This is a genomic window from Haloechinothrix halophila YIM 93223 (genome assembly GCF_000504245.1).
Taxonomy (GTDB): Bacteria; Actinomycetota; Actinomycetes; order Mycobacteriales; family Pseudonocardiaceae; genus Haloechinothrix_A; species Haloechinothrix_A halophila.
Genome location: NZ_KI632509.1, coordinates 4062479 through 4075197, shown reverse-complemented (window position 1 = coordinate 4075197; position 12719 = coordinate 4062479). Strand labels below are relative to the sequence as shown.

The 12719-nt window shown below is 69.8% G+C and carries 13 protein-coding genes; 11 read left to right on the top strand and 2 right to left on the bottom strand.

What is annotated here, in order from left to right; all coding sequences use genetic code 11:
* Nucleotides 1-15: 15 nt before the first annotated feature.
* From AMYHA_RS28005 to AMYHA_RS18570, 9 genes are all read left to right on the top strand, one after another.
* Nucleotides 16-306 (top strand): hypothetical protein, encoded by a 291-nt coding sequence (locus tag AMYHA_RS28005; RefSeq protein ID WP_169732956.1) that lies wholly within the window; start codon nt 16-18, stop codon nt 304-306.
* A gap of 590 nt (nt 307-896) precedes the next feature.
* Nucleotides 897-1946, top strand: a complete 1050-nt coding sequence (locus AMYHA_RS18600; RefSeq protein ID WP_034273036.1) for a C40 family peptidase — start codon at nt 897-899, stop codon at nt 1944-1946.
* Between the two features lie 152 nt (nt 1947-2098).
* Nucleotides 2099-3256, top strand: coding sequence for a glycosyltransferase family 4 protein (locus AMYHA_RS18595; protein ID WP_034273034.1), 1158 nt, complete (start codon nt 2099-2101; stop codon nt 3254-3256).
* Nucleotides 3257-3341: 85 nt separating this feature from the next.
* Complete coding sequence (locus tag AMYHA_RS18590; protein ID WP_034273031.1) at nt 3342-4622, top strand: adenosylmethionine--8-amino-7-oxononanoate transaminase; 1281 nt, start codon at nt 3342-3344, stop codon at nt 4620-4622.
* A 22-nt stretch (nt 4623-4644) separates the two neighbouring features.
* Complete coding sequence (gene bioD / locus AMYHA_RS18585) at nt 4645-5382, top strand: dethiobiotin synthase (RefSeq protein WP_034273029.1); 738 nt, start codon at nt 4645-4647, stop codon at nt 5380-5382.
* A 79-nt stretch (nt 5383-5461) separates the two neighbouring features.
* Nucleotides 5462-6499, top strand: a complete 1038-nt coding sequence (bioB, locus tag AMYHA_RS18580; protein ID WP_051400072.1) for a biotin synthase BioB — start codon at nt 5462-5464, stop codon at nt 6497-6499.
* Between the two features lie 10 nt (nt 6500-6509).
* Nucleotides 6510-6722: a biotin synthase auxiliary protein BsaP gene (gene bsaP / locus AMYHA_RS26580; RefSeq protein ID WP_084037363.1), complete on the top strand. Its 213-nt coding sequence runs from the start codon at nt 6510-6512 to the stop codon at nt 6720-6722.
* Between the two features lie 79 nt (nt 6723-6801).
* The gene (locus AMYHA_RS18575) at nt 6802-7338 is read left to right on the top strand and encodes a DUF2567 domain-containing protein (RefSeq protein WP_051400071.1); all 537 of its coding nucleotides are present in this window, start codon (nt 6802-6804) and stop codon (nt 7336-7338) included.
* A gap of 38 nt (nt 7339-7376) precedes the next feature.
* Nucleotides 7377-8438, top strand: coding sequence for a M48 family metallopeptidase (locus AMYHA_RS18570; RefSeq protein WP_034273026.1), 1062 nt, complete (start codon nt 7377-7379; stop codon nt 8436-8438).
* A gap of 64 nt (nt 8439-8502) precedes the next feature.
* On the opposite strand, the gene AMYHA_RS18565 is transcribed toward AMYHA_RS18570, so the two are convergent.
* A complete protein-coding gene (locus tag AMYHA_RS18565; protein ID WP_034273024.1) occupies nt 8503-9225 on the bottom strand; it encodes an LON peptidase substrate-binding domain-containing protein in 723 nt (240 codons plus the stop codon).
* Between the two features lie 72 nt (nt 9226-9297).
* Nucleotides 9298-9933, bottom strand: coding sequence for an NUDIX hydrolase (locus AMYHA_RS18560; protein WP_034273022.1), 636 nt, complete (start codon nt 9931-9933; stop codon nt 9298-9300).
* 114 nt (nt 9934-10047) lie between these two features.
* Between AMYHA_RS18560 and nadA the strand changes: the two genes are divergently transcribed.
* Both nadA and AMYHA_RS18550 read left to right on the top strand, forming a co-directional pair.
* A complete protein-coding gene (gene nadA / locus AMYHA_RS18555; RefSeq protein ID WP_034273020.1) occupies nt 10048-11067 on the top strand; it encodes a quinolinate synthase NadA in 1020 nt (339 codons plus the stop codon).
* On the top strand, nt 11064-12713 hold the full coding sequence (locus AMYHA_RS18550) for an L-aspartate oxidase (protein WP_034273018.1): 1650 nt from the start codon (nt 11064-11066) through the stop codon (nt 12711-12713). Before nadA ends, AMYHA_RS18550 begins: the two co-directional genes overlap by 4 nt.
* The last annotated feature ends 6 nt before the right edge of the window (nt 12714-12719 follow it).

Genomic DNA, 12719 nt, shown 5'->3' with positions numbered 1-12719 from the left:
CCGAAAGGGCCTGCCATGAGCGAATCGACGTCCGCCGTGCTCATCGACTGCGACCAATGCGTCGTCCGGCCGTCCGCGTGCTCCGACTGCGTGGTCAGCGTGTTGCTGGGTGCGCCGCCTCGGGTGGAGTGGGACGAGACCGAACGGCGTGCCATCGATGCGTTGACCGACGGCGGGATGCTGCCCCGGCTGCGGCTCGTTGAGTCGCCGGACGCCGAGAGCGGTCCAGACACCATGGCCGTTGCTGGTGCGGTGGCGGAGCGCGACACCGGCTACGCGGCAGGGCTGCGACAGCAGGCGGGCTGACCGTGCGCGCGGGTTCGCCGCCGGGTTACGCCAAGGTCACGGCGGGTCGCCGCGCAGTGGCCGCCGCGGGCCCGTGCTGTCGGTCACGGCCTGCCGGGCGAGCGTCCGGCATCGCGCCTCCGGGTTCACGCAGCGTGGTCAGATCGACAAGCGGTCAATCGGATCGTTGAGCGGTCGAGTGAACATAAGAAGCGCAGGTATCGCACTTATCACAGACCGCTAATTAGCGCTGGTCCAGGTGAGATTCGATGTTTGTCCTGCGCCAAACGGCGCAATGATGGTGGACGAGGCTTGCTGAGTTTCGTAACCTAGCCGAGACCTCACGGCCCCGCAGTCGCCACCACAGGAGGCGGCACCGTGTGGTTGTCGCACGGACAGTCCTGCCCCAGGGCTGCCCCGGGCTCGCCGCAGCATCGCAGCACCCCTGCGGTGCCGCCAGGACACGAGATACCCAGTGTCTTGCGGTAGAGCACGCCGACGGCCGGCTGTGGACGACAGTCCACGAAGGCCAGACCGGCAGGAGGGCCCCCGACCTCGTGCCCGGTCCGGTTCCCGGACATGCGACCGACCATGAAGGAGTAGCGCGCGACGTGAAGTCGCTTCGACTGAAGCGCGTGGCGTCAGGTGCACTGGCCATCGCTACGGTGTTGGCCCTGGTGACCTTCAGTGCCCCCGCCGGCGCAGACCCCGCCCCCCTCCCCGACAACGCCTCAGAAGCGCTGCAGCAGTACAACGAGCTGAAGCGCAAGGCAGAAAAGCTCAACGAGGAACACCTCAAGGCTCAGGACGCGCTCACGGCCGCTCAGAAGCAGCTCAAGAAGGCCAACGCCGATATGAAGAAGTCGGCGAAGTCGCTGCGGCAAGCGCGTACGGAGAAGCGGAAGTACAACAAGGTCGTCGACAAGTTCGCCGGCGCGACCTACACCGGCGGGCACCTCGATTCGATGTCGCTGGCGCTCAGCGGCAACTCGACCAATGAGTTCCTTGAGCGCTCGGCGGCGATCAACGTGCTCGCCGAGAAGAAGAACGACGCCATCGAGCGGCTTGCCGCGGCCGTTGACCAGGCGGAGAAGGCCAAGCGCCTCGCTAAGGACGCGCGCAAACGTGCTCGCGAGTCCCGGGATGCCGCCGCGAAGCACAAGGCGGACATCACCGCGCGCAAGCGCGCGCTCGATGAGCAGATCGCGAAGGCGAAGCAGGCCTACGAGCAGCTGAACGCCGAGGAACAGGCGGCACAGCAGGCTTCCTACGGCGAGCACACCGCCCCGCCGACCAACATCGTCGCGCCCGGTCCCGCCGCACAGAACGCCGTCGACGCGGCCATGAGTCAGCGCGGTGATCCGTATGTGTACGGCGCGGAAGGCCCTGACGCGTACGACTGCTCCGGCTTGACGTCGTGGTCGTACCGGCAGGCTGGTATCTCGATCCCCCGGTCCAGCTCGGCGCAGGCCTCATCGGGCACCCCGGTGACGCAGGCGCAACTGCAACCGGGCGACTTGGTGTTCTTCTACCAGCCCGTCTCGCACGTCGGCATGTACATCGGCGACGGCAAGATGGTGCACGCCCCACAGGAAGGCGACGTCGTCAAGGTCGCCCCGGTCATGTGGGACGAGTACAGCGGCGCTCGCCGTTACGCCTGACCCCACGGGTCTTGACCGAAGCAAAGCGGCCGCAGGCGCATCCACCGCGGATGTGTCGGCGGCCGCTCTGCTGTTCGTGGCGGCACGCCACCCGGTGTCCGTCGGCGTGGGTGGCGATGCCGCGGCGCGCGCCACGGCGTTAGCCTCACGGGGTGCGCCGAACCCTGCTCGTCACCAACGACTTCCCGCCGCGCCCCGGTGGCATCCAGGCCTACCTGCACGCGCTCGCGTCTCGGCTGAACGCCGATGAACTCGTCGTCTACGCGCCGCTGTGGGACCGCGATGGCGCGCGGCACACCGACTTCGACGCGCGGCAGCCGTTCGAGGTCGTCCGGCATCCCACGTCACTCATGCTGCCCACCCCTGACGTGCTCGCCACCGCGAGTGATCTGCTGCGCACTCGGCGGCTGGGCGCGGTGTGGTTCGGCGCGGCAGCACCACTCGCTCTGCTCGCGCCCGCGCTGCGGCGGGCAGGAGCGGAGCGGGTCATCGCCTGCACCCATGGCCACGAGGTCGGCTGGTCGATGCTGCCAGGGGCCAGGGGTGCGCTACGGCGCATCGGCACCGGCTGCGACGTCGTCACCTACGTCAGCAAGTACACCAGGCAACGGTTCGCGAGCGCGTTCGGACCGCTGGCAGGGCTGGAGTATCTGCCTTCCGGCGTGGACCCCGACGTGTTCCGGCCCGATGCCGGCGCTGGCGAGGAGATTCGCCGCCGCCATGGGCTCGTCAGCAGGCCGACGATCGTGTGCGTCTCCCGCCTCGTGCCACGCAAAGGACAGGACATGCTGGTGCGCGCGCTGCCGGAGATCCGGCGCAGGGTGCCGGACGCGGCGCTGCTGCTCGTCGGGGGCGGGCCGTACCGGAAGCGGCTGCGGCAGCTGGCCGAGGCACATGGCGTCGCCGACGACGTCGTGCTCACCGGTTCGGTGCCATGGCCCGAGCTACCGGCGCACTACGCTGCGGGCGACGTCTTCGCGATGCCCGCTCGCACCAGGGGTAAGGGGCTCGACGTCGAAGGACTTGGCATCGTCTACCTCGAGGCATCCGCGACCGGGCTGCCGGTGGTGGCCGGTCGCTCCGGCGGAGCGCCGGAGACCGTGCTCGACGAGGTCACCGGCCACGTCGTCGACGGAAGAGACGTCCGGCAGCTGACCGACACGCTCGCCGCGTTGCTGGCCGACCCCGCCCGCGCCCGCAGCATGGGCGAGGCTGGCAGGACCTGGGTGCGGGACAACTGGCGCTGGGACCAGCTCGCGCACCGGCTCGCCGGGCTGCTCAGCGGGGAGCCAGCGCTGTTCCGGCGCTGAATACACCGCTCACACGGCGTCGCGGTCACCGGGGCAGACTGATCGGGCGCGCGAGACGTAGGAAGATAGCCGTATGGATCGCCCGATGGACACCGAGACGCTGCTCGCCCTCGACAAGGCCCACGTCTGGCACCCGTACGGGCCCATGCCGGGCACCGTGGCCCCGCTCGTGGTCCGGTCCGCGAGCGGCATGCGCTTGACGCTGGCGGACGGCAGAGAACTCATCGACGGCATGTCGTCCTGGTGGGCCGCCATCCACGGCTACGGCCACCCGGTGCTCGACGCCGCACTGCGCGAGCAGGCCGAGTCGATGAGCCACGTCATGTTCGGCGGCCTCACCCACGAACCCGCCGTGCGGCTGGCAAGCACCCTCGTCGACATCACGCCCGGTCGGCTGGAGCACGTCTTCCTGTGCGACTCGGGGTCGGTGTCGGTCGAGGTCGCCCTCAAGATGTGCTTGCAGTACTGGCGCTCGCTCGGCCGCGACAGCAAGCAGAAGCTGCTGACCTGGCGCGGCGGCTACCACGGCGACACCTTCCACCCGATGAGCGTCTGCGACCCCGAGGGCGGCATGCACTCGCTGTGGCGCGGCGTGCTGCCTGAGCAGATGTTCGTGCCCGCTCCGCCGAGCGGGTTCGACCAACCCGTCGACCCGGACTACGTGCGCACGCTCACCGAGGCGATCGAACGTCACGCCGACGAGCTGGCCGCCGTGATCGTGGAGCCGGTCGTGCAGGGCGCGGGCGGGATGCGGTTCCACAACCCGGAGTACCTGCGCGTGCTCCGCGATGCGTGCGACGCCAACGACGTCCTGCTGGTCTTCGACGAGATCGCCACCGGCTTCGGCAGGACGGGTGAGCTGTTCGCCGCCGACCACGCCGGGGTGACGCCGGACGTGCTGTGTCTCGGCAAGGCGCTGACCGCCGGCTACCTCACCAGCGCCGCCGCGCTCTGCACGCCCCGCGTCGCCGAGGGCATCTCGCGCGGGGAACTGCCGGTGCTCGCCCACGGCCCGACGTTCATGGCCAACCCCCTCGCCGCGGCGGTCGCCAACGCCTCCATCGGACTGCTGTTCTCCGGCGACTGGCGCGCCGATCTGCGGCGGCTGGCCACCGGACTGGAGCGTGGGCTGACACCGGCGCGGGAGTTGGCGCGGGTCGTCGACGTCAGGGTGCTCGGCGGGATCGGGGTGATCCAGCTCGACCACGACGTCGACATGGCGGTGGCGACGAAGGTGGCGACCGAGCACGGCGTATGGCTGCGGCCGTTCCGCGACAACGTCTATGCCATGCCGCCCTACATCGCCACGGACGACGATCTGGCGGCGATCACGGCAGCCATGGTGGCGGTGGCCGACGCGGCGTGAGGACCCACTAGCCTGTCCGATCGTGAGCGTGCTGATCGTGACCGGAACGGACACCGAGGTCGGCAAGACCGTGGTGACCGCGGCCATCGCGGCCATCGCGGTGGAGCACGGGCATCGCGTCGCCGTCATCAAGCCAGCGCAGACCGGCGTCAGCGACGGCGAGCCCGGCGACGTCGACGTCGTCAGAGGGCTCGCGGGCGAGATCACCACCCGCGAGCTGCGCCGCTACCCCGACCCACTCGCGCCGGACACGGCAGCGCGCCGCAGCGGCATCGAGTACGTCACGCCCGCCGAGGTGGCCGAAGCCGCCGCCGACCTCAACGCGAGCCACGACCTCGTGCTGGTCGAGGGTGCTGGCGGGCTGCTGGTGCGCCTCGACGACAAGGGCGGCAGCATGGCTGACGTGGCCTGGTCGCTCGCCGCTCCGGTTGTGGTGGTGGCGCGCGCCGGGCTCGGCACGCTCAACGCCACCGCACTCACCGCCGAGGTCGCCACCCGGCGTGGGCTCAACGTCGCCGGGGTCGTCGTTGGCTCGTGGCCAGCCGAACCAGGGCTCGCCGAGATCTGCAACGTCACCGACCTGCCCGTCGTGGCAGGGGCGCCGCTGCTCGGGCTGCTGGACGAGCACATCGGGGAGCTGTCGCCGGGCGGGTTTCTCGCGGCGGCCGAGCGGGGGCTGTCACCCTGGTTCGGCGGACGATTCGACCCGGAACTGTTCGCGGCCGGGCTACCGAACCCCGATCTGGGGACGCCACTGTGACCCGTGTCGCTGTACGAGCGAACGTCCGTGGGGGAGACTGTTCAGGCTTTGCCGCCGCGCACCATGCGAAGGAGTTGACGTGACCGCAGCACCACACCAGGTCGAGACCGCCGTAGGTGACAACGACATTCTCGCCGTCGCCCGCGAGCAGGTTCTCGAACGCGGCGTCGGCCTGAGCCAGGAGCAGGTGCTTCAGGTGCTGCGGCTGCCCGGCGGACAGCTCCAGGATCTGCTGGCGCTCGCCCACGATGTCCGGATGCGCTGGTGCGGCCCCGAGGTCGAGGTCGAGGGCATCGTCAGCGTCAAGACCGGCGGCTGCCCCGAGGACTGCCACTTCTGCTCGCAGTCCGGGCTGTTCCCGACGCCGGTACGTGCCGCGTGGCTCGACATCCCCGGCATGGTCAAGGCCGCGCGGGAGACCGCCGAGACCGGCGCGACCGAGTTCTGCATCGTCGCCGCAGTGCGCGGGCCGGACAAGCGGCTGATGTCGCAGGTCAGGGACGGCATCAACGCGATTCGCGAGGACGGTAACGATATCCAGATCGCCTGTTCGCTCGGCATGCTCACGCAGGAGCAGGTCGACGAGCTGGTCGAGATGGGCGTGCACCGCTACAACCACAACTTGGAGACCGCCCGCTCCAACTTCGGCAATGTGGTCACCACCCACAGCTGGGAGGAGCGGTGGGAGACGCTCCAGATGGTCAAGGACGCGGGCATGGAAGTCTGCTGTGGCGGCATCGTCGGCATGGGGGAGAGCGACGAGCAGCGCGCCGAGTTCGCGGTGCAGCTCGCCGAGCTGGAGCCGCACGAGGTGCCGATGAACTTCCTCATCCCGCAGCAGGGCACCCCATACGAGCACTACGAGACGATCGAGGGGCCCGACGCGCTGCGCATCGTCGCGGCGTTCCGGCTAGCCATGCCGCGCACCATGCTGCGCTTCGCGGGCGGCAGGGAGCTGACGCTGGGCGACCTCGGCGCGGAGCAGGGCATGCTCGGCGGCATCAACGCCATCATCGTCGGCAACTACCTGACCAACCTTGGCAGGCCAGCTCAGGCCGATCTGGACATGCTCGGCGAGCTGAAGATGCCCATCAAGGCGCTTTCCGACACCATCTAAGCTCTTAAACATGACAGCGCTGTATTGCGTGCACTGCGGCAAAGGTGTCGCGGACGCCGACCACGCGCGGTGCGCCACCCCGCAGAGCACGCTCGAACCGCCGCGCTTCTGTGCGCAGTGCGCCCGCCGGATGATCGTGCAGATTACGCCGAGCGGGTGGACGGCACGGTGCAGCCGACATGGCGAGACGACCTCCTGTGAGGATCCGGCGACGGCACGCTAGCCTGCTTGGGTAGCCGATGTCGTCCTCTCGACGTCGTCACCCAGCCACCGATTCCCGTCGTGAGTGCAAGGAGGCCCGCGTGGTCCTGCCGATCCAGCGCGAGCGCCCTAAGGTCGTCGTCAAGGCCGACCTGTTGCCCTCGGTGACGGTGGCCTCGACGATCGGCATGGCGGGCATCCCGATCGGCTGGTTGTGGGCGCGCCTCGCGCCGCCGCAGCAAGCCGTCATCACCCGCGACGGCACGCCCACCCCGATAGACCTGGAAAGCTGGCACTCCTTCGACGCGCTGGTGATCTTCGCGTTGCTGCTGCTCGGGGCAGGGCTGTTCCTCGGCGCGCTGACGTGGCTGCTGCGGGAACGGCGGGGACCGGTCGTCATGCTGGCCGCCGTCGCGGGCTCGTTGCTGTCCGGCTGGCTCGGGACGCTCATGGGTACCGCGTTCCTCGGCGACGAGTACGCGATCAGCGGGCGGCCCGAGATCGGCGACGTCATCACGCTCGCCCCTGAGATCAGCTCGCAGTGGGTGATCATCGTGCAGCCGCTCGCGGTGGCGCTGGTGTACGCACTGCTCGCCGCCTGGAATGGTGAGGACGACCTGGGACGTCGGCTGGCGTAGCCGCGTCTGATGGGGGACGACGAGTGAGAGGGGCGATCGTGAACGAGGACGTGCGGCGAGTCGAGCGGGTGAGCTTTCCCGGCATCAGCTCACGGGCGTACGAGCATCCGGTCGACAGGGGAGCGCTGGCGACCCTGCGGACGGTGCCTGGCTTCGCCCAGGTGCTCAAGGCATTGTTCGGGTTCTTCACTGAGCGGGGCCTACGGTTGAGCGCGCTCTCCTCGACGATCCGCGTCGGCCCCGAGCAGTACCCCGAGCTTGACCGGCTGCGCAACGAGTGTGCCGCCACGCTCGACCTGCCCACCGTGCCCACGGTGTACGTCATGCGCGATCCCAACCCGAACGCGTACACGATTGGCCTGGAAGAACCGTTCATCGTGCTCACGACGGGCTTGGTCGAGATGGCCGACGCCGAGGGGCTGCGGTTCGCCATCGGGCACGAGATGGGCCACGTGCTGTCCGGCCACGCGGTGTACCGGACGATGATGATTCACTTGGTGGAGCTGCAACGCAGCCTGTCATGGAATCCCATCAGCGGTATCGGCCTGCGCGCGGTACTGGCCGCGCTGCACGAGTGGTTCCGCAAAGCGGAGCTGTCGTGCGACCGAGCGGGTCTGCTGTGCGGCCAGAATCCCGCCGCGGCGCTGCGGTTGCACATCCAGCTCGCGGGTGGGATCGACCCCGACACGATCGACATCCCATCCTTCCTGCGGCAAGCCGAGGAATACGAGGGAGTCGACGACCTGCGCGACAGTCTGCTGAAGCTACGCAGCCTGGAGAGCATGGCACACCCATTGGCCGTGGTGCGTGCTGCCGAGCTGCAGAAGTGGGCGGGCTCGGACGAGTATCGGGCGATGCTGGCAGGAGAGTACCCGCGCAGGGACGACGACGAGCCCCACTCGGCATGGCGAGACGACATCAAGGCCGCGGCGCGCTCGTACCAGACGTCGTGGTCCGAGTCGGCGGACCCGCTGACGAAGGTGTTCGCCGATGTCGGCACCGCGGTCACCGATGTCGCGGGAAAAGTGCGCGACAAGTTCAGCAACCGAGGGTCGGCATCGGAGAGTCAGTCGGCAGCCTCCGGTGAGCCCACCGACTGAGGTGTCGCGGTACGTCGTGTTCGTCTGAGCCGCTACAGAAGCTGTGGGCGAGGTCAGGCCAGCCTCAGTTCAATTTGGCGGCCGCTGAGATGTCGTCCAGCTGCTCGTGCGGCACCGGAACGGCGCGCAGCGCGGAGACGAACCCCGCTTCCCTGGAGAGCAACGCGGTGACGAGTCGCAGCCGGTGTAGCGGGTCGGTCTGGCGGAGCAGTGCCTGTTGTTCCGCCAGCGGGAGCAGGCAGTCCGCCGCGAGCAGATACGCGAGGTCTGCCACGTCGGTCGACGTCGAGGGCGCCGACCAGTCGTCATCGTGCCAGGCGGCGTCGCAGTAGCGCTCGTGCGCGGTCCGTGCCGCCTCGGCCAGCGTCTGTGCCGTGGTGCCGTCGTGGTCGAGCGTGGGTTCGTCCCGCAGCCACTCGACCTCGCCCATCAAGTATGGGGTGTCGCTCGGTGTCAGCTCGTGCAGCAGGAAACGGCGTGAGCCGGTGGTAACGATGTCGAACCCGCCGCTGCTGGTGGCGCTGACCTCGCGTAGCCGCGCGGTGCACCCGACGGGGTGCAGCTGTCCGACGCGGTCGACGTCGCTCACCAGGGCGTTGCGGATCGCGATGACGCCGAACTCGCGGTCAGGGACGACGCCGTGCACTACGTCATCGACGAGTTGTCGGTAGCGGGGTTCGAAGACGTGCAGCGGCAGGTGCACGCCGGGCAGCAGGACCGTGTGCAGCGGAAACAGCGGTAGCTGTTCCCGGGACCGATCGGAAGGACTGTCGGCGGGCACGCGCATCACGCTACGTCGGATCCGGTAGGTTCGCTGGGTGGTCGTGTTCCCCGTTCCTGACGGCGTGTTCCCCGTTCCTCACCGTGCCCCGGGCGGACGGAGTACCGCGAACGGGTCGGTCACCTGCATCGTGGTGTCGGTGAAGGTGTAGAGCGCGGCTGGGCGCCCGCCCGATCGGCCCGGTGGGGCGGTGGTACCGGTCGGCTTGAGCACGCCCCTGCGGGAGAGCACCCGCTGCAGGTTGGTCGCCGAGACCTTGTGGTCGAGCGCGGCGGAGTAAATGTCGCGCAGCGCGGAGAGAGTGAACTCATCCGGCGCCAACGCGAAGCCGATGTTGGTGTAGCTGAGCTTCGAGCGCAGCCGGTCGCGGGCGCGCAGCACGATCGCCTCGTGGTCGAATGCGGTGCGAGGCAAGTCGTCGACGTCGTGCCACGCGGTGTCTTCCGGAACGACGGGGTCGGCGTCGCTGGGCACCAGCCCGAGGAAGGCCGTGGCCACCACGCGCGGACCAGGCACCCGGTCCGGCGCGCTGAACACCGCGAGCTGCTCGACGTGGCGCAGTTCGCGGATGTCGACCTTCTCCGCCAGCTGCCTGCGAATGGAGGTTTCGACGTCCTCGTCGGCGCGCAGCCTACCGCCGGGTAACGACCAGCGCCCGATGTGCGGATCGAGGGCGCGCTGCCACAGCAGCACCCGAAGTGTGTTCGATCGCACGTGCAGTACCGCGCACAGAACCTCGTGTGCGAGGGGAGCTCGGGTGTTAATATGACTGTGCACGTTTTCGATCCTAAGGCGAAAACCGAGGCTGACGCAACACAGGGAGTAGTCATGACCGAGACGCTGACGGATACGGCCCCTGACCTCACGCCGTACGGTGGCGTCGACGCGGACGCGGCATGGGCGGACGAGGTGCGCCGCCTCGCTCGGAAACGAGACGCCGTGCTGCTCGCGCACAACTACCAGCTGCCAGAGATCCAGGAGATCGCCGACCACACCGGCGACTCGCTCGCGCTGTCCCGGATCGCCGCCGAGTCGGAAGCGTCGACGATCGTGTTCTGCGGCGTGCACTTCATGGCCGAGACCGCCAAGATCCTCAGCCCGGACAAGACCGTGCTGATCCCGGACGAGCGCGCGGGCTGCTCGCTGGCCGACTCGCTGACCGCCGAGCAGTTGCGGGAGTGGAAGTCCCAGCACCCCGGTGCCGTCGTCGTGTCCTATGTGAACACCACGGCCGACGTGAAGGCGGAGACCGACATCTGCTGCACCTCGTCCAACGCGGTCGACGTGGTGGCATCCATCCCCGCTGACCAGGACGTTCTGTTCGCGCCGGACCAGTTCCTCGGCGCGCACGTCAAGCGGGAGACCGGCCGCGAGAACCTGCATATCTGGGCGGGCGAGTGCCACGTGCACGCCGGTATCAACGGCCCCGAACTGGCCGAGCGCGCCGCGGCGAACCCGGACGCCGACCTGTTCATCCACCCCGAGTGCGGCTGTGCCACCTCCGCCCTCTACCTGGCAGGCGAGGGCACGGTGCCCGCCGAGAAGGTCAAGATCCTCTCCACGGGAGACATGGTGAAGCAGGCACGGTCAACCAACGCGAGTTCGGTGCTGGTCGCGACCGAGATCGGCATGCTGCACCAGCTGCGCAAGGCCGCACCGGAGATCGACTTCGCCGCCGTGAACGACAGGGCGTCCTGCCGGTACATGAAGATGATCACCCCGGCAGCGCTGCTGCGGTCGCTGCGCGAGGGTGTGGACGAGGTGCACGTCGACCTCGAGACCGCGCGGCGCGCCCGCGCCTCGGTGGAGCGGATGATCGCGATCGGTCAGCCTGGCGGTGGCGAATGACCACGCTCGGTGACGGAGTTGGTGCCCCAGAGGCGAAAACTTCGCTGTCGCCGACGTGGGAGGCGACGGCCGATCTGGTCGTCGTCGGCACTGGTGTCGCCGGCCTGACCGCCGCGTTGTGCGGCCGCGAGCTCGGACTGTCCGTGCTCGTGGTGACCAAGGCCGCCATCACCGACAGCAACACCCGCTGGGCGCAAGGCGGCGTCGCGGTGGTGGACCTGGCCACCGGTGACTCCGTCGCGGACCACGTCGCGGACACCCTCGCGGCAGGCGGCGGGCTGTGCGAGGAGGACGTCGTCGGCTCCATCGTCGCGGGCGGACCCGCCGCCGTCGCCCGGTTGCGGGCGCGCGGCACCGTGTTCGACCGCGCCGCCGACGGCAGCTTGGCCCGCACCCGCGAGGGTGGGCACAGCGCGTTCCGGGTGATCCACGCTGGTGGTGACGCGACCGGCGCCGAGGTGGAGCGCGCGCTCGCCGCCGGCGTCAGCAGGCAGCGCGTGCCCGTGCTGGAACGCCACATCGCGGTGGACACGCTGCGCACGCCGACCGGTTGTGTCGGTGGGCTGGTGTTGCTCGACCCAGATGGCACACCCGGCGTGGTGCGTGCCAGGGCGGTGCTGCTGGCCACCGGCGGGTTCGGACAGCTCTACCAAGCGACGTCCAACCCGGAGATCGCCACCGGCGACGGGCTCGCGCTCGCGCTGCGAGCGGGCGCGGCGGCGGCTGACCTGGAGTTCGTGCAGTTCCACCCGACCGTGCTGTACACGAAGGGCGCGCGGGGCCGGTGCCCGCTGGTGACCGAAGCGGTGCGCGGCGAGGGCGCGGTGCTCGTTGACGCCGCTGGTCAGCGCGTGATGGCTGGCGTGCATCCGCTGGGTGACCTCGCGCCGCGTGACGTCGTCTCCGCCGCGATCACCCGCTGGACGGCCGCTGCGGGCGTCGACCACGTGTACCTGGACGCCACTGGTATCGACGGCTTCGCGCGGCGGTTTCCCACCGTGCACGCGGCGTGCGCGCGGGTGGGTGTCGATCCGGCGCGGGAGCCCATTCCGGTGACGCCCGCCGCGCACTTCGCCTGCGGCGGCGTCGCGACGTCACCCGAAGGACGCACCGGGGTGCCCGGGTTGTACGCGGCGGGGGAGGTCGCGCGCACCGGCCTGCACGGCGCGAACCGGTTGGCATCCAACAGCCTGCTCGAGGGCCTCGTCGTGGGGGAGCGGGCGGCTGAAGCCGTGGCGATGGATCTCGCGGCGGGAGAACTGGCTCCGCTGACCCGCGCCACGCCCGGGGACGCCGCGGTGTCCGCGCCGATCGCGGACCGGGGGCTGGTGCAGCGGCTGATGAGTCGCCATGCCGCCATCGGCAGGGACGCCGAGGGGCTGTCCGGGGCGGCCACCCGGATCGCCGCGGCCCGCCGGGAGCGAGTGCTGGACAGTCACCGCGCCGTCGAGGACGCCGCGCTGACGCTGCTCGCGGACGCGCTGCTCGTCGCGGCGGCCGAACGCACCGAGTCGCGGGGATGCCACGTGCGCACCGACTTCGCCGAGCGGGACGACGTCCAGTGGCAACGGAGCCTGCGCGTGCGGCTCGACGCCAGCGGTGCTCCGGCGGTGCTGGCGCCCGCGCTCGCGAGTGGCGCGGCGTGAGTGGGA

Excerpts from the sequence above, each read along its gene's own strand:
- AMYHA_RS28005 (WP_169732956.1), top strand. The coding sequence starts at position 16 with ATGAGCGAATCGACGTCCGCCGTGCTCATCGACTGCGACCAATGCGTC.
- AMYHA_RS18590 (WP_034273031.1), top strand. The coding sequence starts at position 3,342 with ATGGACACCGAGACGCTGCTCGCCCTCGACAAGGCCCACGTCTGGCAC.
- bsaP (WP_084037363.1), top strand. The coding sequence starts at position 6,510 with ATGACAGCGCTGTATTGCGTGCACTGCGGCAAAGGTGTCGCGGACGCC.
- AMYHA_RS18565 (WP_034273024.1), bottom strand. The coding sequence starts at position 9,225 with ATGCGCGTGCCCGCCGACAGTCCTTCCGATCGGTCCCGGGAACAGCTA.
- nadA (WP_034273020.1), top strand. The coding sequence starts at position 10,048 with ATGACCGAGACGCTGACGGATACGGCCCCTGACCTCACGCCGTACGGT.
- AMYHA_RS18550 (WP_034273018.1), top strand. The coding sequence starts at position 11,064 with ATGACCACGCTCGGTGACGGAGTTGGTGCCCCAGAGGCGAAAACTTCG.